Source organism: Gluconacetobacter takamatsuzukensis, from assembly GCF_014174275.1.
Taxonomy (GTDB): domain Bacteria; phylum Pseudomonadota; class Alphaproteobacteria; order Acetobacterales; family Acetobacteraceae; genus Gluconacetobacter; species Gluconacetobacter takamatsuzukensis.
Window position 1 is genome coordinate 226,358 of record NZ_JABEQK010000005.1, and the last position, 19,431, is coordinate 245,788.

General features: G+C 68.5%; 18 protein-coding genes and 1 other RNA gene. 5 read left to right on the forward strand and 14 right to left on the reverse strand.

The window, feature by feature from the left end:
* Positions 1-206: 206 nt before the first annotated feature.
* On the reverse strand, positions 207-863 hold the full coding sequence (gene cmk / locus HLH27_RS08835; protein WP_182949642.1) for a (d)CMP kinase: 657 nt from the start codon (positions 861-863) through the stop codon (positions 207-209).
* Positions 860-2,200: a 3-phosphoshikimate 1-carboxyvinyltransferase gene (gene aroA, locus HLH27_RS08840; RefSeq protein ID WP_408870822.1), complete on the reverse strand. Its 1,341-nt coding sequence runs from the start codon at positions 2,198-2,200 to the stop codon at positions 860-862. The genes cmk and aroA overlap by 4 nt, the downstream gene beginning before the upstream one ends.
* Positions 2,201-2,405: 205 nt before the next feature.
* Between aroA and HLH27_RS08845 the strand changes: the two genes are divergently transcribed.
* Positions 2,406-2,732, forward strand: a complete 327-nt coding sequence (locus HLH27_RS08845) for a TIGR02300 family protein (RefSeq protein WP_182949646.1) — start codon at positions 2,406-2,408, stop codon at positions 2,730-2,732.
* 75 nt (positions 2,733-2,807) lie between these two features.
* Here HLH27_RS08845 and folB read toward each other — a convergent pair whose 3' ends face one another.
* The 6 genes from folB to ffs form a co-directional block, all read right to left on the reverse strand.
* Positions 2,808-3,206, reverse strand: a complete 399-nt coding sequence (gene folB / locus HLH27_RS08850; protein WP_182949648.1) for a dihydroneopterin aldolase — start codon at positions 3,204-3,206, stop codon at positions 2,808-2,810.
* Between the two features lie 20 nt (positions 3,207-3,226).
* On the reverse strand, positions 3,227-4,018 hold the full coding sequence (locus HLH27_RS08855) for an SDR family oxidoreductase (RefSeq protein WP_182949649.1): 792 nt from the start codon (positions 4,016-4,018) through the stop codon (positions 3,227-3,229).
* 186 nt (positions 4,019-4,204) lie between these two features.
* On the reverse strand, positions 4,205-4,801 hold the full coding sequence (gene recR, locus HLH27_RS08860; RefSeq protein WP_182949651.1) for a recombination mediator RecR: 597 nt from the start codon (positions 4,799-4,801) through the stop codon (positions 4,205-4,207).
* A 25-nt stretch (positions 4,802-4,826) separates the two neighbouring features.
* On the reverse strand, positions 4,827-5,150 hold the full coding sequence (locus HLH27_RS08865) for a YbaB/EbfC family nucleoid-associated protein (protein WP_182949653.1): 324 nt from the start codon (positions 5,148-5,150) through the stop codon (positions 4,827-4,829).
* A gap of 13 nt (positions 5,151-5,163) precedes the next feature.
* Positions 5,164-7,221, reverse strand: coding sequence for a DNA polymerase III subunit gamma/tau (locus tag HLH27_RS08870; protein WP_182949655.1), 2,058 nt, complete (start codon positions 7,219-7,221; stop codon positions 5,164-5,166).
* 68 nt (positions 7,222-7,289) lie between these two features.
* An RNA gene (gene ffs, locus HLH27_RS08875) (signal recognition particle sRNA small type) lies at positions 7,290-7,386 on the reverse strand.
* A gap of 183 nt (positions 7,387-7,569) precedes the next feature.
* Between ffs and nudC the strand changes: the two genes are divergently transcribed.
* Positions 7,570-8,523 carry an NAD(+) diphosphatase gene (nudC, locus tag HLH27_RS08880; RefSeq protein ID WP_182949657.1) on the forward strand — a complete coding sequence of 318 codons (954 nt, stop codon included), beginning with the start codon at positions 7,570-7,572 and terminating at the stop codon, positions 8,521-8,523.
* A gap of 6 nt (positions 8,524-8,529) precedes the next feature.
* On the opposite strand, the gene ggt is transcribed toward nudC, so the two are convergent.
* The 3 genes from ggt to HLH27_RS08895 form a co-directional block, all read right to left on the reverse strand.
* Positions 8,530-10,299: a gamma-glutamyltransferase gene (ggt, locus tag HLH27_RS08885; RefSeq protein WP_182949697.1), complete on the reverse strand. Its 1,770-nt coding sequence runs from the start codon at positions 10,297-10,299 to the stop codon at positions 8,530-8,532.
* Between the two features lie 110 nt (positions 10,300-10,409).
* Positions 10,410-11,219 carry a type I methionyl aminopeptidase gene (gene map, locus HLH27_RS08890; RefSeq protein ID WP_182949658.1) on the reverse strand — a complete coding sequence of 270 codons (810 nt, stop codon included), beginning with the start codon at positions 11,217-11,219 and terminating at the stop codon, positions 10,410-10,412.
* A gap of 487 nt (positions 11,220-11,706) precedes the next feature.
* Positions 11,707-12,846 (reverse strand): D-alanyl-D-alanine carboxypeptidase family protein, encoded by a 1,140-nt coding sequence (locus HLH27_RS08895; protein WP_182949660.1) that lies wholly within the window; start codon positions 12,844-12,846, stop codon positions 11,707-11,709.
* A 303-nt stretch (positions 12,847-13,149) separates the two neighbouring features.
* On the opposite strand from HLH27_RS08895, the gene clpS reads away from it, so the two are divergent.
* Both clpS and clpA read left to right on the forward strand, forming a co-directional pair.
* Entirely contained in the window at positions 13,150-13,557 is a 408-nt protein-coding gene (gene clpS / locus HLH27_RS08900; RefSeq protein WP_182949698.1) for an ATP-dependent Clp protease adapter ClpS, read from the forward strand.
* 383 nt (positions 13,558-13,940) lie between these two features.
* The gene (gene clpA, locus HLH27_RS08905; RefSeq protein ID WP_182949662.1) at positions 13,941-16,274 is read left to right on the forward strand and encodes an ATP-dependent Clp protease ATP-binding subunit ClpA; all 2,334 of its coding nucleotides are present in this window, start codon (positions 13,941-13,943) and stop codon (positions 16,272-16,274) included.
* 201 nt (positions 16,275-16,475) lie between these two features.
* On the opposite strand, the gene HLH27_RS08910 is transcribed toward clpA, so the two are convergent.
* Genes HLH27_RS08910 through HLH27_RS08920 form a run of 3 tightly spaced genes read right to left on the reverse strand, consistent with a single transcriptional unit; the run spans position 16,476 to position 18,606 of the window.
* On the reverse strand, positions 16,476-16,916 hold the full coding sequence (locus HLH27_RS08910; RefSeq protein WP_408870823.1) for a hypothetical protein: 441 nt from the start codon (positions 16,914-16,916) through the stop codon (positions 16,476-16,478).
* A 14-nt stretch (positions 16,917-16,930) separates the two neighbouring features.
* Positions 16,931-17,845 (reverse strand): polyphosphate kinase 2 family protein, encoded by a 915-nt coding sequence (locus tag HLH27_RS08915; protein WP_182949664.1) that lies wholly within the window; start codon positions 17,843-17,845, stop codon positions 16,931-16,933.
* A 2-nt stretch (positions 17,846-17,847) separates the two neighbouring features.
* Positions 17,848-18,606 (reverse strand): SDR family NAD(P)-dependent oxidoreductase, encoded by a 759-nt coding sequence (locus tag HLH27_RS08920; protein WP_182949666.1) that lies wholly within the window; start codon positions 18,604-18,606, stop codon positions 17,848-17,850.
* A gap of 117 nt (positions 18,607-18,723) precedes the next feature.
* On the opposite strand from HLH27_RS08920, the gene HLH27_RS08925 reads away from it, so the two are divergent.
* On the forward strand, positions 18,724-19,308 hold the full coding sequence (locus HLH27_RS08925; RefSeq protein ID WP_182949668.1) for a YqgE/AlgH family protein: 585 nt from the start codon (positions 18,724-18,726) through the stop codon (positions 19,306-19,308).
* Positions 19,309-19,431: the final 123 nt, after the last annotated feature.

The window sequence follows — 19,431 nt, forward strand, 5'->3', positions numbered from 1 at the left end:
CGGGCGGACCGGATGTCTTGCGCACCGCCGGTCAACAGCGGAACGACTTGCCCGGCTTGGTCCACGACCCTTGTCGCGACATGCCTGACGGCCGATGCATCGACGCGCCCCCAGGGAGGAGCCGCGCGTGGAATGCACAGACACCCTCGCACCCCGGCCTGTCAACACAAACCGGCACAAATCCGCCCCGCAAGGCGGAATCGGCCCTACACGGTGCCGAGAGCGCCGGCGCGTTCGCGCACCACGCGCAGGGCCTCGACCAGGACCTGTTCGGCCGTCAGATGGTCGGTATCGATCACCACCGCGTCGGCGGCGGCCTTCAGCGGTGCCACCGCGCGGCCGGCATCGGCGGCGTCGCGCGCCACCAGCTCGGCCTCGACCCGCGCGATCTGGGCCGCGCGGTCGGGCGCGTCGCGGTCGGCCGCCAGCTGTTCCCACCGCCGACGGGCGCGGGCAGCGGGCGAGGCGGTGATGAACAGCTTGACCTGCGCATCGGGGAAAATGACGGTGCCGATATCCCGCCCGTCCAGCACGCCGCCGGCGGCGCGGGCGAAATCGCGCTGCACATCGACCAGGATCGCCCGCACTGCCTGCTGGGCGGCGACCAGGCTGGCCGCGCGATCGACCTCCGGCACCCGCAGGTCGCCGCGCTTCAGGTCCTGGGGCGTGATCTGCCGCGCCTGGTCGTCGGCCGGATGCCCCGCCGGGTCCAGCCCGGCATCGAGCATCCGCCGCCCGACCGCGCGATAGAGTAGCCCGGTATCGAGATAGGGCAGGCCCAGCGCATCGGCCAGGCGGCGGGCCAGCGTGCCCTTGCCGGCGGCCGCCGGGCCGTCGACGGCGATGACCAGGGCGCGGCTCATGCCGCCAACCCCGCGCCGATGCGGTTCATCAGGTCGATGAAGCCGGGGAAGCTGGTATCGATGAAGACCGTATCGTCGACCTCGACCGGCCGGGCCGCGACCAGGCCCAGCACGATGGCGCTCATGGCCAGGCGGTGGTCCATGCGGGTTTCGACCAGCCCGCCGCCGGGCACCGCCCCGCCGGTGCCGGTGACCAGCATGTCGTCGCCCACCACGTCCACGCTCACGCCGTTGCGCTGCAACAGCGCCACGGTGGCCGACAGGCGGTCGCTTTCCTTGACGCGCAGTTCCTCCAGCCCCCGGAACCGCGACGGGCCGGTGGCATGGGCGGCGACGACGGCCAGGATGGGATATTCGTCGATCATCGAGGGCGCGCGGTCGGCCGGCACGTCCACCCCGTGCAGCGGGCCGGCCACCGCCGTCAGGTCGCCGACCGGCTCGCCGCCCTCGACCCGCTCGTTCGACAGGCGCAGGTCGGCGCCCATCTCGCGCAGGGTGGCGAACAGGCCGGTGCGCAGCGGGTTGAGCCCCACGCCCCGCACCGTGACCGACGAGCCCGGGACCAGCAGCGCCGCCGCCAGCACGAAGGCGGCCGATGACGGGTCGCCCGGCACCGCCACGTCGCGCGCCACAAGGTCGGGCCGGCCGGCCAGGGTGATGACGCGGCCGCCGGTATCGAGCGGCGCCACCGCGACCTCGGCGCCGAAATGGCGCAGCATGTTTTCGGTATGGTCGCGCGTGGCCACCGGTTCCTCGACCCGGGTGGTGCCGGGGGCGTTCAGCCCGGCCAGCAGCACGGCCGATTTCACCTGCGCCGAGGCCACCGGCAGGCGATAGGACAGCGGCGCCGGATCGGCCACGCCCGCGATGGCCAGCGGCAGCCGGCCGCCCGAGCGGGCGGTGAAGCGCGCGCCGGTGGCCGAGAGCGGGTCGATCACCCGCTTCATCGGCCGGCCGCGCAGGCTGCCGTCGCCGGTCATGACGGAAAAGATGCCGTGGCTGGCCAGGATGCCCGACAGCAGCCGCGCCGCCGTGCCGGAATTGCCCATGTCCAGCACGTCGTCCGGTTCCTGCAACGCGCCCAGGCCCTTGCCCGTGACCTGCCAGGTGCCCGGCGCCGTGCGGGTGACGGTGGCGCCCAGGGCCCGCATGGCGGCGGCGGTGCGCAGCACGTCCTCGCCTTCCAGCAAGCCGGTGATCCCGGTTTCGCCGCGCGCCAGCGCCGCGAACATCAGCGCGCGGTGGCTGATCGACTTGTCGCCCGGCACCGTGACGGCCCCGGAAAGAGGAGTCGTCGCCGACCGGACGGTCAACGGGCGCGAGGCGGGGGCGTTCATGCTTTCCATGGGACCAATCCCTTCCGGATTGTTCGCGGCGAAGTCAATTACCGGCATGCGCCGCGATGCCAAAAAAACGCCGAAATGTCACCGGTGCAACGATCGCGGTTTGACATGCGGCGCGCAAGCTGGCATGGGGCTCCGCCCTAAGCAGCCTTCGCCGCGGCTTTTGTCCAACCCACTCCAGGATCGACAGGTTTCAAGCATGGCCCAGCCTAATCTCGGCACCAAGCGCGTCTGTGTCTCCTGCGGCGCCCGTTTCTACGACCTGGGCAAGAGCCCGGCCGTCTGCCCCAAATGCGGCACCGAGCAGCCGGCGGATGTGCCCCGCCTGCGCCGCACCCCCGCCGACGCCGCCCCGGAGAGCCCGAAAACGGCCCAGGATGGCGACATCGACACCGCCGTCGACCTGGATACCGACGACGAGGCCGATGACGACGTGATGGAAGATACGTCGGACCTCGACGACGATGACGATGAGATCAGCGCCGACATCGATGTGAGCACCGACTCCGACGAGCACGACAACTGATTGCTTCTCCCCGGCCCTCGGGCCGGGGAGAACCCGTCTTCAGCCGGCTTTCTTCCGTCGGCTTTCAGCCGGCCGTCAATCGGCGCGCCAGCGTTCGATCTCGACCCCCACGGCGTCGAGATCGTCGAAGATGTCCGGCTTTTCCACCCGCACCCGCACCACCTGCACCCGCTCGTCGGCCAGCACGCCGACGGCGATTCGCTCGGCCAGGGTTTCGACCAGCCGCACATGGCCCTCGGCGATGATCCGCCGCACCATCAGCACGATCCGCTCGTACGACACGGTGCGGCTGAGATCGTCGCGGCCGACGGTCAGCCCCGGCTCGTCCGGCACGCCGAACGAGATATTGACCCGCACGCGCTGGGTCACGCCCTGTTCGTGGGGGTAGATCCCGATATTGGCCTGAAGCACCATGTCCTTCAGGAACACGCGGCGCAGCGGCGGCTGGACCGGCCAGGCGGCGAAAATGGACATCGAACGGCCTCTTGTTCTGGTTATTCTTCCGGCGTGTGGCCGGCCGGGTGCGCCGGCGACCATTGCAGGTGCTGTCCGCCATCCAGCGCCAGCATCTGCCCCGTGACCGAGGGCAGGCACAGCAGCGACAACGCGGCCCGCGCCACTTCGTCGGGGCAGGTCCCGCGCCCCATCGGCACCGACGCGCATTGCCGCGCGAACTGCTCGGCACTCTGGCGCGGGCTGGGCAGGGCCGGACCGGGGCCGATGGCGTTGACGCGGATGCGGCGGGGGGCCAGCGCCAGCGCCAGGGTGCGCGTCAGCGTCCACAGGGCGGACTTCGACACCGTGTAGCTGATGAAATGCGGCGTGAGCGACCACACCCGCTCGTCGAGCATGTTCAGCACCATGGCCTCGGCCCCCTCGGGCACCTGCCGGGCGAAGGCCTGGGTCAGCACGAAGGGCGCGCGCAGATTGGGCTCCAGATGCGCATCCCAGCCGGCGCGGGTGGCGTCGAACCATTCGTCGCGGTCGAAGGTGCTGGCATTGTTCACCAGCACGCCCAGCGGCCCCAGTTCCGCCCGCACCCGGTCGATCAGCGGCGTGACCTCTGATTCACAGGCCAGGTCGGCGCGCAGCATGCAGGCGCGCTGCCCACGCGCCACGATCTCCCCGACCGTCTGCCGGGCTTCTTCCTCGCCCGAGCGGTAATGGATGGCCACGGCAAAGCCCGCATCGGCCAGCGCCAGCGCAATCGCCCGCCCCAGCCGCACGGCCCCCCCGGTCACGAAAGCCACCCGGGGAATCGCCTCAGAAACCGGCCACATCGTCATTCCCCCCACTTCTCATCCCCCACTCCCCCCGGTTTCCAAAATCTGTTCGGAAACGTGGGCTGGTGAGCGAGAGCGGCCCACAGGGCCGCGCCCGGCGTGTGTCCGCGAGCCTCAGCGCGGAGCGGCCTATATGGTCGTGAGCACCGGAGCACAGCGGACGCGCGTCGGATCGCCACCAGCGCACGTTTACGAACAGATTTTTCGGGCGGTCAGGGCGGCGGCGAGGGTACCGTCATCCAGCACGTCCAGGGCGCCGCCCATCGGCACGCCCTGCCCGACGCGGCTGACCGGCACGTCGAAACCCGCCAGACGGTCCTGCAACCAGTGGGTCGTCGCCGCGCCCTCGACCGTTGCCCCCAGCGCCAGGATCACCTCGCGCACGCCGCCCTCGTCCAGCCGCGCCAGCAGCGGCGCCAGGTTCAAATCGTCGGGGCCGGTGCCGGCCAGGGCCGACAGCGTGCCGCCCAGGACCTGGTAGACGCCGCGATGCACGCCCGCGCGCTCCAGCGCCCACAGGTCGCCCACCGTTTCCACCACGCAGACCAAGCCGCGGTCGCGCGCCGGGTCGGTGCAGATGGTGCATGGATCGCGCGTGTCCAGATTGCCGCAGCTGGAACAGGTGCGCACCGAGCGCGCCGCCTGTTCCATCGCGTGGGCCAGCGGGAGCATGCGCGTCTGCGGCTGGCGCAGCAGCGCCAGCGCCGCCCGCCGGGCCGAGCGCGGGCCCAGTCCCGGCAGACGCGCCAGCAGCGCGATCAGCCGGTCGATATCGGCGCCACCCATGCGTCCGCGCGATCCGTTCCGGTGCTCAGAAAGGCAGTTTCAGGCCTGCCGGCAGGTTGAGGCCGCCCGTGACCTTCTTCATTTCCTCGGACGCGCGCTCGTCCAGCAGCTTGCGCGCGTCGGCGCAGGCGGCGACGATCAGGTCCTGCAACATTTCCATCTCGTTCGGGTCGGCCAGCTTGGGGTCGACCTTGATGGCCTTCATGTCGCCCTTGCCATTCAGCGTCACCTGCACCATGCCGGCGCCGGCACTGCCCTCGATCGTCATGCCTTCCAGCTTGGACTGCATTTCTTCCATGCGGGCCTGCATCTGGGTGGCCTGCTTCATCAGCCCGGCAAGATTCTTCATCGACTGTCTCTCCTTACCTTTCGTCGCCCGCGTCCAGATCGTCCTCGTCCACCAGTTCGGCATCGAGCGGGGCGAATTCCAGATCCGGCGCGAGCGTGACGGATGCCGCCTCTTCGGGCGGCAGCCCGTAATCGTCAAGCGAATGATCCGTCACCGCCCCGAGGACGGCATCGGGAAACCGCGCGAAGATCGCGCGGACCAGCGGGTGGCTCTCGGCCGAGGCCCGCTGGAACTGGATGATCTCGGCACCCTGTTCCGCCAGGGTGGGCTGCCCGTCCTCGGTCGAGGACCGGACCTCCCATTCCTGTCCGGTTTCGCGGCGCAGCAGGGTTTCCAGCCGGCGGGCCAGCCCCGGCAGGCCCGCGCGCTGCACCCGGATATCGATGCGCGGCGGCGCGAAGGCGACCAGATGGGTGGAATGGCGCAGATGCCCGTGCAGCATGGCATCGCGACCGGACACGAAGGCCACGACCGCGCGCCATGTCGTCAGCGCGGGCGGGGTATCGTCCTCCGGCACCGGCTCCGCCGCCGGCGCGTCCGTGGGTTCCGGCGCCGTGTCGGCAACCGATTCGGCCGCGAGTTCCACGACGGGCTCGGCCGCCGGATCGGCGAGGCGCACGCCGCCATTGGCCACCATCCGCAACCCGCCATGGGCCATCACCTGCCCGCCGCCCGGCCGCCCGGCGGCGACCAGCCCGGTGGCCGAGGGCCCGGGCCCACCGGCCATGGCGCCCGGCCCGCCATCGGGCGCCCCGCCGCGTGCCGCCGGGCCGGCAGAGACAGCCGCCCCGCCCTCGGTCAGGCGGCGCACCAGGTCGCCGGGCGGCGGCAGGTCGGCCACGTAGCACAGGCGGATCAGCACCATTTCGGCCGCCTGGCGCCGGTCGGCGGCCATTTCGACCTCCGACAGGCCCTTCAGCAGCATCTGCCACGTCCGCCCCAGCACCGGCACCGACAGGCGGTCGGCCAGTGCGCCGCCCCGCTCGCGCTCGGCTTCCGGCAGGTCGGCGGCCTGGCGCAGCGCCGGCACGGCCTTGAGGCGCGAGACGGTGTGAATCAGTTCCAGCAGGTCGCCCAGCATCACGCCCAGGTCGGCGCCGCGGGCATGGGCCTCGTCGGTGATGGTCAGCGCCCGGTCCGGCTGGCCGGACAGCACGGCTTCCAGCAGGTCGAACACCCGGCCGCGATCGGCCAGCCCCAGCATGTCCGCAACACGTTCGGCGCCGATGGGGCCGCCATCGGCCTCGGCCCCGCCCTGGGCGATCGCCTGGTCCAGCAGCGACAGCCCGTCGCGCACCGAGCCGTCGGCGGCGCGGGCGATCAGGGCCAGCGCGTCGGGCGTGCAGTCCGCGCCCTCGGCATGGGCGATGCGGCCGAAATGGGCCGCCAGTTCGGCCTGCGGCACACGGCGCAGGTCGAATCGCTGACAGCGCGACAGCACCGTGACCGGCACCTTGCGCAGTTCGGTGGTGGCGAAGACGAACGTGACCTGGGCCGGCGGTTCCTCCAGCGTCTTGAGCAACGCGTTGAACGCGTTGCGCGAGAGCATGTGGACTTCGTCGATGATGAAGACCTTCATCCGCCCCTGCATGGGGCGGAAGCGCGTGGCCTCGATGATCTCGCGCACATCGTCGACGCCAGTGCGCGAGGCCGCGTCCATTTCCAGCACGTCGGGGTGGCGGTCGGCCAGGATCGCCACGCAATTGGCGCACACCCCGCACGGGTCGGCGGTGGGCCCGCCCTTGCCGTCCGGCCCCACGCAGTTCAGCGCCCGGGCGATGATGCGCGCGGTGGTCGTCTTGCCCACCCCGCGCACGCCCGTCAGCATGAAGGCATGGGCCACCCGCCCCAGCGCGAAGGCATTGCGCAGGATGCGGACGGTGGAATCCTGGCCGATCAGGTCGTCGAGGGTGGTCGGGCGATATTTGCGGGCCAGCACGCGATAGGGGCCCTGCGCGGGCACCGGGGCCGTGGCGAGTGCCGGGGCATCGCCGAACAGGCCCATGCCCGAATCGGGGGGAAGCGGCAGGTCCGGGTCGCCGGAAAAATCCTGGTCCGAGGACACGGTCATCACGATTTCCGGAAGGGGCGCTGCACCGCACCCGGGGCGGCGGCGTCTTCGAGACCATAAATCCCGGGGTGGGAGACCGAACAGACGACCCGGGCGAAACTCACTGCGGCTGCTTCCTTCCGGACCTGACCGGGTTGGCAAGGCGCCCGTCCGTTGCCGGTCTCCCACCCCCTTCTTAGCACGCAAACCGGTATCGGATACAAGGGGGCGAATGGGCCGCCATGCCGTCTTCGCCGGTTCGCAAGCGCCTCTCGCGGATTATAATTCCGGTAAATTACTGATTTCATTATCGTCCCATCCGTGTCCAAAATCCCTGGACCGAGAGACGGACACACAGGAACGCGACCCATGCCCCCTGCCCCACCCGATCCCGAACCCGCCGACGGCAATTTCTACACCGGCAGCCCGATCGACCGCGCGGCGCAGGATCGCACGGATACCGACCGAATCGCGCGCTACCTGGCCGATGGCGACACGCTTCTGATCCCCTGCTGGCGCGGCCGGCACCTGATCGTGCAGGCGGACGAAAGCGCGGCCCGCGTCGAACTGCCGACGCTGCGCACGATGCGGCCGGCGCCGGGGCTGCCCGAGCCGGAGCAATGGGTGTTTCTGGGCTATCTGGAGGGGCGCCCGCTGTTTGCGCTCGACCTTGGCCCGGTGGAACAGTCGGAGGGGCTGTTTCCCGAGGCGCGGGGCACGTTCCGCGAACTGCGCCCGCTGGCGGGGCTGCTGCCGCCCGGCGATGCGGCGATTCTGGCGCAGGCGCGCGGCATGGTGAACTGGCGGGCGCAGAGCCGGTTCTGCGGCGTGTGCGGCGCACCGAACCAGCCGGACCAGGCGGGGCATCGGCAGGTCTGCACCGCCGATTCCGCGCATGTGCATTTTCCGCGCACCGATCCGGTCGTGATCATGCTCGTCCGGCGCGGCGCGCGCGTCCTGCTGGCGCGCGGCACTCGCTTCGGCCCCGAAAGCCGCACCTTCTCGGCCCTGGCCGGCTTCGTGGAGCCCGGCGAGACGCCCGAGGAAGCGGTGGCGCGCGAGGTGTGGGAGGTGTGGGAGGAAGCGGGCATCCGCGTGCGCGCCATCCGCTACCATTCCGCCCAGCCCTGGCCCTTTCCGGGCGCGCTGATGCTGGCCTTTACCGCCGAGACCGAGGACGAAACCCTGTGTCTGGACCCGGGGGAAATCGCCGAGGCGCGGTGGCTGACGCGCGATGAGGTGCGCAGCCCCGAGGGCTTTACGTTACCGGCGCCGACGACGATTGCGCGGCGGATGATCGAGGACTGGTTGAAGGAAGGGTAGGTCTTCCTACTCCCCGACAGCCGCCCCGCCGGGGTGCCGCCGGTCGAACCCGCCGAAATAGCGCGCCATCCCCACATGCCGCCCGCCCAGGCGCGGCGACCCGACCAGGATGCCCTCGGCCACGCCCCACGGCGCATGCGGCGCGAATTTGTAGCCTTCCTGCTCCAGCGTCCGGGCGACGGCTTCGGTCAGGGCGCCCTGCTCGATCTCGACCGGTTCGGGCTGCCATTGCTCGTGGATGCGCGGCAGGTCCACTGCCTGCTGGATATCCAGCCCGTAATCGACCACGCCCAGGATCGTGGACAGGACGATGGTGGGAATGCGCGACCCGCCGGGGCTGCCGATCACCATCACCGGCTTGCCGTTGCGCGACAGGATGGTGGGCGACATCGACGACAGCGGCGTCTTGCCCGGTGCGATGGCGTTGGCGGCGCTGCCGACGATGCCGAACATGTTGGGCACGCCGGGGCGGGACGAGAAATCGTCCATCTCGTCATTCAGGAAGATGCCGGTATGGCCGCCGATCACCTTCGCACCGAACCAGCCGTTCAGCGTGTAGGTCACGGAAATCGCCATGCCCCTGTCGTCGGCGACCGAGAACTGGGTGGTCTCGTGCTTCTCGGGCTCGATCTGGCCGGGCTTGAGCGAGGCCGAGGGCACCGCGCGATCGGTGGGGATCGCGGCCCGCACCTGGCGCGCGTAGCTGGGGTCGACCAGATGCGTCACCGGATTCTGCACGAAGGCCGGGTCGCCCAGATCCTGCCGGTCGGCATAGGCACGGCGCATCGCCTCGACCTCGCGCTGCACCGCGGGGGCGGTGTGCAGGCCCAGCTTGTGCATGTCGTAGCCCGAGAGGATGGTCAGCATCTCGCACAGCGCCACGCCGCCGCCGCTGGGCGGCGGGGCGGTATCGACCTGATAGCCGCGATAGGAGCAGGTGAGCGTCGGCAGCACGCGGGGGGTGTAGCGGCGGAAATCCTCGGACTGGAGAATGCCGCCCCCGACCTTGCTGGCCTGGACGATGGCATCGGCGATCGGCCCGCGATAGAAGGCCGCCGCGCCGCTGCGCGCGATCAGCGACAGGCTGTCGGCCAGGTCGGCCTGCACCAGGCGGTCGCCCACCTGCAACGGCGTGCCGTCGGGCCGCAGGAAGATCCGCCGTGCCTCGGGGTCGCGGGCGAAATCGGCGGTGGAGGTGTTGAGCAGTTGCACGTCGCCTTCGGCGAGGATGAACCCGTCCCGCGCCAGGGCGATGGCGGGCGCCATGACCTGCTGGCGCGTCATGTGGCCCCAGCGGCGCAGGATCATGTCCATGCCGGCCACCGTTCCCGGCACCGCGACGGCCTTCCAGCCCACGATCGACAGGTTGGGGATCACCGTGCCCTTGGCGTCCTGGTACATGGTCTCGGTCGCGGCCAGGGGCGCGTGCTCGCGGAAATCGATGAAGACCGCATGCCCGTCGGGGGCGCGCAGGGTCATGAACCCGCCGCCGCCGATATTGCCCGCCGCCGGATAGACGACCGCCAGCGCATAGGCCACCGCCACCGCCGCATCGGCCGCATTGCCGCCCTGGGCCAGGATATGCGCCCCGACTTCCGACGCCAGATGCTGGGCCGACACGACCATGCCGTGCACCCCTTCCGCCGGGGCCAGCGGCGGCAGGGCTGCCTGCGTCTGGCCGAAGGTTAGCACATCGCCCTGCACCGCAGGCACGGCCCCGGCCGGCAATGCGCCGAGCGGCGTTGCCAGCCCCGCCAGCATCGACCCTGCCAGCATGAGGGACGCACAGCGGAATCGCAGCAGGGAGAAGCGCATTACGAACCTTTCAACGAGAGGGGAATTCCGTCATCGGCACCCGGCTGGCGGGCAGAGGCGTGCCCGGCGCGTTAGGCCGTGACGGCATAAGGCGGGTGGTTCAGGCCGGCGGGCGACAGGGTGAAGACCTCGCACCCGTCCTCGGTCACGCCCAGCATATGTTCGAACTGGGCCGAAAGCGAGCGGTCGCGCGTGACCGCCGTCCAGCCGTCGTCGAGCACCTTCACGTCCGGCCGGCCGCCATTGAGCATCGGCTCGATGGTGAAGAACATGCCCGGGCGCAGCACCAGCCCCTGGCCGGGGCGGCCGTAATGCAGCACGTTCGGCGCGGCGTGGAACGTGCGGCCGATGCCGTGGCCGCAGAAATCGCGCACTACCGAGAAACGGTGCGATTCCGCGAATTCCTGGATCGCGTAGCCGATATCGCCCAGCGTGTTGCCCGGGCGCACCTGGGCGATGCCCAGCATCAGCGCCTCGTACGTCGCCTCGATCAGCTTCTCGGCTTTGCGGGGGATCGCGCCGACCGTGTACATGCGGCTGGTATCGCCGAACCAGCCGTCGAGGATCACGGTCACGTCGATGTTCAGGATATCGCCGTCCTGCAACTGCCGGTCGCCCGGAATGCCGTGGCACACGACATGGTTGAGCGAGATGCAGCTGGATTTCGGATAGCCGCGATAGCCCAGCGTCGCCGGCGTGGCGCCGTGCGCGATCATGAATTCATGAATCACGCGGTCCAGTTCCCCGGTCGTCACACCCGCGCGAACATGCGGCACGATCATGTCCAGCGTACGCGCCGCCAACTGTCCCGCCGCGCGCATGCCGGCAAAATCCTCGGGCGTATGCAGGATCACGCGCCGCGCGTCCGTATCACCATCCATAACGATGCCCCCTCGCTTGTTCATCCGCCGCAGAACGGCACCCTCGATCCAAAGGGGATAAATGCGCGGGACGGCGCCTCAAGGCAAGGGCGACGCGCCCGCCGGATCGTCGCCGAGCGCATCGACAATCGGGCGGCAATCAGGCTCGCGGATTCTGTTTGCTCTGTTGTCGTTGGGTTGGTGGCGAAGGTCAGGGCGCTCCCTCCGTTGGCTTTCCATCGGCCGTTCCGGCCGACGGAACCTTGGCCAACTCCGCCCTGAAACCCGCCAAAGGGCAGTCGCCCTTTGGAAACCCATCCGTTATCAAATGATTGGGCCGCAGGCCCTGCGGGTTCGGGCAGACCGATTTCTTACCAACCATTTGAAAAAAGCGCACTTTAACATCCAACCACAACGGAGCCTTGCAGAGTCGACCTGCCGAGGGAGAGTGCCCGAGCGCGGGAAACCGTCGTCAGGCCGCAGCTAGCGGGGCGTTTGCAGCAGCCTTTCAGCCGTGGCTGTGACCGTGGCGGTGGCTGGCCGCATGGCTGCCGGCGTGGCCCGCCGCGACCATATGGACGGGCGCATGGGCGTGCCCATGGCGCACGATGCGGTGGCGGGGCGTGCTGGGCAGTTCAGCCACCTGATCGGGTCCGGCACTGCCGCGGGTGGCGGCGGCCAGCATGATCGCGGCCCGGCGGCGGTTGCCGCGCGCCAGCACCAGCGGCCGGCGCACATCGGCCACACCTTCCTGCCGGAAGCCGTCATCGAGGATGCCAGCCATCAGGGCGCTGCGCTGCGGGTTGCTGCGCGCGCCCAGCACCACGCCGATCAGCCGGACATTCTCGCGGACCGCCGAGGTGACCAGATTGCGCCCGGCCAGCACGGTATAGCCCGTCTTCAGCCCGTCCGCCCCCGGATAGATCCGCAGCATCGGGTCGTGGTTGGGCACCTGGCGGCCGTGGAAATAGAAGGCCGGAACCGAGAAATAATGATAATATTCAGGGAATTCGGTGATGATCTGCCGGGTCAGCAGCGCCAGGTCGCGCGCCGAGGTCATCTGCTCGTCATTCGGCAGGCCCGAGGCGTTGCGGAACGTGGTGTTGACCATGCCCAGCGCCCGGGCCTGACGGGTCATGAGGTCGGCGAACCGGGCCTCGTCCCCGCCGCCCAGCAATTCGCCCAGCGCGCAGGCGGCGTCGTTGGCCGATTTGGTCACCAGGCCCAGCACCGCCTGCTCCACCGTCAGGTAGCTGCCGGGGACCAGCCCCAGCTTCGACGGTTCCATCGAGGCGGAATGGGCCGAGACCGGCACCGCCTGATCCAGCGTTACCTGCCCGGCGCGCATGGCCTTGAAAGCCATGTAGAGCGTCATCAGCTTTGTCAGGCTGGCAGGAAAGCGCTGAAGGTCGGGGTTGCTCTGCGACAGCACGGCGCCCGTGCGGGCGTCCATGACGATGGAACTGATCTGGCCGACATATTGGGCGTGGGCGCGGGGCGCGGCGACCACGGTCGCCAGATACCCGGCCGCAAGACCGACGGTCAGGCGCAGGGCGCGGCCACGGCCGGCCTGCCGGCGCCCGCCGTCAGGAACGAGAGACACCACAGCACGACGCAGGTGGGCGAGCCATCCCCGTTTCTCGTCCATCCATGCTCCGTCGGTCACCGCCTGTTCCCCTCGTCACAGGATCCGCGTCATCCGGCAACTTTATGGCTTTTTTTCTGAGCCCGTCCAGAGAAAACCACGATAAGGGGAAGAAAATACTGTCTTTTCAGCCATGCCTGCCCATGGCTGCGGGCAAGACCGGGCAGCCATGCGCCCCGCCCGGGCGATTTGATCAGCAAAAGCGGGTCCAGCCATGCTTAAAATTCCCCCGCTTCGCTCTTCCAACCCACGATGCCGATCCAATATGGTATGACCATGACAGCAGCATTTTCCCCTGTCCGTCCCATGATCGGCCCGCGCGTCACAGTGGCGGCGGGTTTGGCGCGGGCGCATGGCGGCAACAACCCGACCCGACGCGATGGCTCCGGACAGGATTCCGACCCGGACAACCCCGATTCCCCGACCATCGGCGTCGTCGTCAGGACCCGGCCGCAGACGCGCAAGCCCGCGATGTACAAGGTCCTGATGCTCAACGACGACTACACGCCGATGGAATTCGTCGTCCATGTCCTCGAACGGTTCTTCCAGAAATCGCGCGAGGAAGCGACGGACATCATGCTGCATGTCCACAAGCGCGGGGTGGGTGTCTGCGGCGTCTTCACCTACGAGGTCGCCGAGACCAAGGTGACGCAGGTGATGGATCTGGCGCGCCAGAACCAGCACCCGCTGCAATGCACGATCGAGAAGGACTAGGCCGGACTGCGGCCGAAGCCGGGGGATTTCGAAAAACAGCCTCCAGTTTGTTGTTTTTGAACGTTAGATCCGGCCATCCGGGCCTGTCGGCCCGAACCGGCCCATCGGGCGCCGCCCGCGCGCCGTCGCGCGATCCAGCCGCGCGTTTCCCGTGCTCCGGTGCCCCGGCCATGGCGGCCGTGCGGCTTCGGTACCCGGAAACCCGTGGCGGGTGCGGCGGTTGCGGGCCGCTGCCGCCTGCCCGCCCGCGTTTCCGGCCGGGCCCTGAGAACTTTATTGTTCTTTCCACTGGCTTTCCGTCCAAAACACACCAAATATGGTCCTGTTCGACCGAACCCCGACCTGTCGGGTTCGTGTCCGGCCCAGGAAAAGGAGCGTCACGGATGTTGTCACGCACTCTCGAACAGACGCTTCACCGTGCCCTGACCCTGGCGGGGGACCGGCGTCATGAATATGCGACCCTGGAACACCTTCTGCTGGCCCTGGTCGACGACAGCGACTCGGTAACGGTCTTTCGTGCCTGCGGCGTCGATCTCGACAAGCTGCGGTCCGACCTCACCGAATTTCTCGACAAGGACCTGGCGGGGCTGGCGTCCGACCGGACGGTCGATCCCAAACCCACCGCCGCTTTCCAGCGCGTGATCCAGCGCGCGGCCATCCATGTGCAGTCCACCGGCCGCGACGAGGTCACGGGCTCGAACGTGCTGGTCGCCCTGTTCGCGGAACGCGAGAGCCATGCCGTCTATTTCCTGCAATTGCAGGACATGACGCGGCTGGACGCGGTCAATTTCATCTCGCACGGCATCGCCAAGGCGCCGGACCGCTCCACGCGCCGCCCGATCACCGGCAGCGCGCAGGAAAACCCCGAGGGCGAGCGCGAGGAACGCGGCAAGAGCAGCCAGAAGAACCAGGACGCGCTGAGCGCCTACTGCACCAACCTCAACCGCAAGGCCGAGGATGGAAAGGTGGACCCGCTGATCGGCCGCGATTCGGAAATCGAGCGCACGATCCAGATCCTGTGCCGCCGCACCAAGAACAACCCGCTTTATGTGGGCGACCCCGGCGTGGGCAAGACGGCCATCGCGGAAGGGCTGGCCAAGCGCATCGTCGAGGGCGACGTGCCGGAAGTGCTGCTGAAATCCACGATCTATTCGCTGGACATGGGCGCGCTGCTGGCCGGCACCCGCTATCGCGGCGATTTCGAGGAGCGGCTGAAGGCGGTCGTGACCGAGCTGGACAATAATCCGGGCAGCATCCTGTTCATCGACGAGATCCATACCGTCATCGGGGCGGGGGCGACCTCGGGCGGGGCGATGGATGCCTCCAACCTGCTGAAGCCCGCCCTGGCGGCGGGCACGCTGCGCTGCATCGGGTCCACGACCTACAAGGAGTATCGCCAGCATTTCGAGAAGGACCGCGCGCTGGTCCGCCGCTTCCAGAAGATCGACGTCGCCGAGCCGTCGGTCGAGGACGCGGTCAAGATCCTGCGCGGCCTGAAGGTCAATTACGAGCGCCACCACAAGGTCCGCTACACCGAGGAAGCGATTCGCGGCGCGGTGGAACTGGCGGCGAAATACATCCACGACCGCAAGCTGCCGGACAAGGCGATCGATGTGATCGACGAGGTCGGGGCCTCGCGCATGCTGGTGCCCGAGAACCGGCGCCGCAAGACCGTGACCCTGAAGGATGTCGAGGACATCGTGGCGAAGATCGCCCGCATTCCGCCCAAGAGCGTCTCGTCGGACGACAAGGAGACGCTGCGCACGCTGGAACGCGACCTGAAGGGCATGGTCTACGGCCAGGACAAGGCGATCGAAGCCCTGACGGCGGCGATCAAGCTGTCGCGTGCCGGCCTGCGCGATCCGGAAAAGCCGATCGGCAACTATCTGTTCTCCGGCCCCACGGGCGTCGGCAAGACGGAAGTGGCCAAGCAGCTTGCCCAGACGCTGGGGATCGAGCTGGTCCGCTTCGACATGTCCGAATATATGGAGCGCCATTCGATCTCGCGCCTGATCGGCGCGCCACCGGGCTATGTCGGCTTCGACCAGGGCGGCCTGCTGACCGATGCGATCGACCAGCATCCGCACGCCGTGCTGCTGCTGGACGAAATCGAGAAGGCGCATCCGGACCTGTACAACGTCCTGCTCCAGGTCATGGATCATGGGCGCCTGACCGACCATAACGGCAAGACCGTCGATTTCCGCAATGTCGTCCTGATCATGACGACCAATGCGGGGGCGGCGGACCTGAACAAGGAGGCGATCGGGTTCGGCCGGGATTCGCGCGAAGGCGAGGATGAGGAAGCGATCAAGCGCATCTTCACCCCCGAATTCCGCAACCGTCTGGACGCGATCATCCCCTTCGCCAACCTGACGCCCGAGATCGTGGGCCGGGTGGTCGAGAAGTTCGTCTTCCAGCTGGAAGCGCAGCTTGCCGACCGCAACGTCACGATCGAAATCTCGTCGGCGGCCAAGGAATGGCTGGCCGAGCGCGGTTACGACCGTCTCTATGGCGCCCGTCCGCTGGGCCGGGTGATCCAGGAGAACATCAAGAAGCCGCTGGCCGAGGAACTGCTGTTCGGCCGGCTGGTCAAGGGTGGCGCGGTCAAGATCACGCTGAAGGATGGGGCGCTGGATTTCGAATATATCGAGGCCAACAGCGAAGCCGCCACCGAGGGCGACGAAGGCAGCGAGCGGGAATCCGAAGCCGCAAGCTGATCTTGCCTTGGCGGAACATAAAAAAAGGGCCGCGTGGCACATGCCGCGCGGCCCTTGTTTTATCGGGCGCCCGCAAGGCGAGGGCTCTGCCCTCGACCCGGCAGGGCCTGAGGCCCTGCACCCCAATCACCTGACAACGACTGGGTTTCCAAAGGGCGAGCCCTTTGGCGGGGCGTGGGGCAGAGCCCCACAATACAGCGATTACTCGTACCGCGCCCCATTGACGGCGACATATCCCGGCATGCCCCATTTCCGGCCCGTGCCGTGATGGGTCCAGTCGATACCCTGGCTGCGCGGGTTGTCGTAATAATAGCGGCCGACGACATCGACCGTGTCCCCCTTGGCGACCCATGGCCAGGCCGGTGCGGCCATCCGGTCCAGGTCCGACACGATGCGGATCGACACCCCCTGCCCGACATCGACATAGAAATAGCCATGCCAGCCGCTGCGCGTCCGTTTCTCGCGCGACACCGCGATGACGCGGCCGCAGACATGCACCGGCTGGTCGCCCCGCAGCGCGCCCCCTTCGAACCCCTGCTGCACCGCCAGGAAATGCCCATTGTCGCAGGCCGGCCCGATGGCCTGCTGCGCATGGGCATGCCCCACGCCCGTCGCCAGCAGGATGCAGGCGACGCCTGCCATCATCCGCTTCATGCTCATCCGTGCCTCGCCTTCGGTGCCTGCGATTCCAGTTCGCGGCGGACCGCCGCCATGTCGCGGATGATGTCGGGCGCGGGGTCGGGGATGCTCAGTTTCAGCCCCTCCAGTGCCTCGATGATCGTTTCCATCACCAGCAGCCGCGCCATCCATTTCCGGTCGGCGGGAATCGCGAACCACGGGGCGCCGGGCTGGGCGGTGTTGCGGATGGCATCGTGATAGGCGCTGCGATACGCATCCCAATGCTCACGCTCCCGCGCGTCGGCGACCGAGAATTTCCAGTGCTTTTCGTCCTGGTCGATCCGCCGCAGAAAGCGCTTCCGCTGCTCTTCCTTCGACAGGTTCAGGAAGAATTTCAGGACCACCGTGCCCTGCCGCGACAGGTAATTCTCGAAATGCCGGATGTCGCGATACCGTTCCTCCCAGATCGCGCCGTCGCGCAGGGGGGCGGGAATTTTCTGCTGGACCAGCAGTTCGGGATGCACCCGCGTGACCAGTACCTCTTCGTAATGGCTGCGATTGAAGATCCCGATCCGGCCGCTGGAGGGGGCTGCCATATGCACGCGCCACAGATAATCGTGCCCCAGCTCGACCGGCCCGGGCTGCTTGAAGGAGGTCACGGTCACGCCCTGGGGGTTCACCCCGGACATCACATGCTTGATCATGCCGTCCTTGCCGCCGGCATCCATGGCCTGGAACACCAGCAGCAGCGACCATGTTCCGTTGGCGTATAACAGTTCCTGCAATGCCGAGAGGCGCTTCACCCCCTGGCGCAGCAGGTGCTTGCCGACCGCCTTGTCGATGCCCTCGATCCCGGCGATGCGGGTCGGATGGTCCGCCAGGTTGAAATGCGTGCCGTCTTCGATCCGGCAGCGATGCAGCAGCGTCTTGAGGTCGATCGCCTTCTCGCCCACGGTCAGACCTCCAGCCCCCGCGCCACGGCCAGGCCGCCGGCCGCCTGGCAGGTCGGCATCATCTCGATCCGGTTGATGTTGACGTGCGCGGGCAGGCCCAGCACCCAGGACACGGTCTCGGCAATATCCTCGGGCTGGATCGGGTGCGTATCCTGGTACACGGCAGCCGCCTTGGCGTCGTCGCGCAGGCGTACATTGCTGAATTCGCTGCCGCCGCACAGGCCGGGCTCCAGGTTCGTCGCCCGTATCTTCGTCCCCAGCAGGTCGCAGCGCAGGTTGCGCATGAACTGCGCCACGAACGCCTTGGTGCCGCCATAGACGTTGCCGCCCAGATACGGGTAGGTGCCGGCGGTGCTGCCGATCGAGACGATATGGCCGCGATCGCGCGCCACCATGCCGGGCAGCAGGGCGTGGGTGATCTCGACCAGTCCGGCGATGTTGGTATCGATCATCTGCCGCCAGTCGGCGACCGCGCTGTCCTGCGCCTTGCCCACGCCCAGCGCCAGGCCGGCATTGTTGATCAGGACATCCACTTCCTGCCACCCCTGCGGCAGGCTGGCGGGCAGCGCGCGCAGGGCGGCGGCATCGTCCATGTCCAGCACCAGCGGCAGCAGGGCGGGGCCGAGCGATGCGGCCAGTGCCTCCAGCCGGTCGCGGCGGCGCCCGGTGGCGATCACCCGATAGCCGTCATGCACCAGCCGTTCCGCGATCGCCTTGCCGAAACCCGCCGTCGCCCCCGTTACCAAAACAATCTTCGTCATCGCCGGATGCTCCCTTCGTCATTCTGTCATGAATATTTAAGCGCCAATCCCCGTATCGTCGCAAATCGGCACGCCGCGGTTGCAATGCCCAGCGGTTCTTGTTCTATGTACAAGGTGATGTTTCCCCTGTCCCAGACCTCGGCCGACTCCCTCACGGGCTCCCTGCTTGTTGCCTCCCCGGCGCTGGCGGACAGCCCCTTTGCCCGCACCGTGATCTTCCTGTGCGCCCATGTGCCCGGAGAGGGCGCGATGGGGCTGATCGTCAATCGGCGGCTGTCGCAACCCGGGCTGGACGACGTGCTGGAACGGCTGGGCATCGACCCGGTGCCGCCGCGCCGGCGGATCGGGCTGTGTGCCGGCGGGCCGGTCGATGGCGGGCGGGGCTTCGTGCTCCATTCCTCGGACTGGAGCGGCGACAGCAGCCTGTCGGTCGATGACGGCACGACGCTGACCGCCAGCCTGGACGTGCTGCGCGACATTGCCGACGGCGCCGGCCCGCGCAACGCCCTGCTGGCGCTGGGCCATGCAAGCTGGTCCGACGATCAACTGGAAGACGAGATCATCCGCCGCAATGCGTGGCTGCCTGCCCCGCCCAGCGACGAGATCCTGTTCGGGCTGGACCACGGTGCCAAATGGCGCCAGGCGCTGGCGACCATCAATATGGATCCCATGCACCTCTCCCCCCAAACCGGACGCGCCTGAGACGCTGCCTGTAAATGCGGGCTGGTGGCGATCCGGCGCGCGTTTCCTGTGCTTCGGTGCTCACGGCCCATAAGGCCGCTCCGCTCCGATGCTCGGAAACACACGACGGGCGCGCCGCTGCGC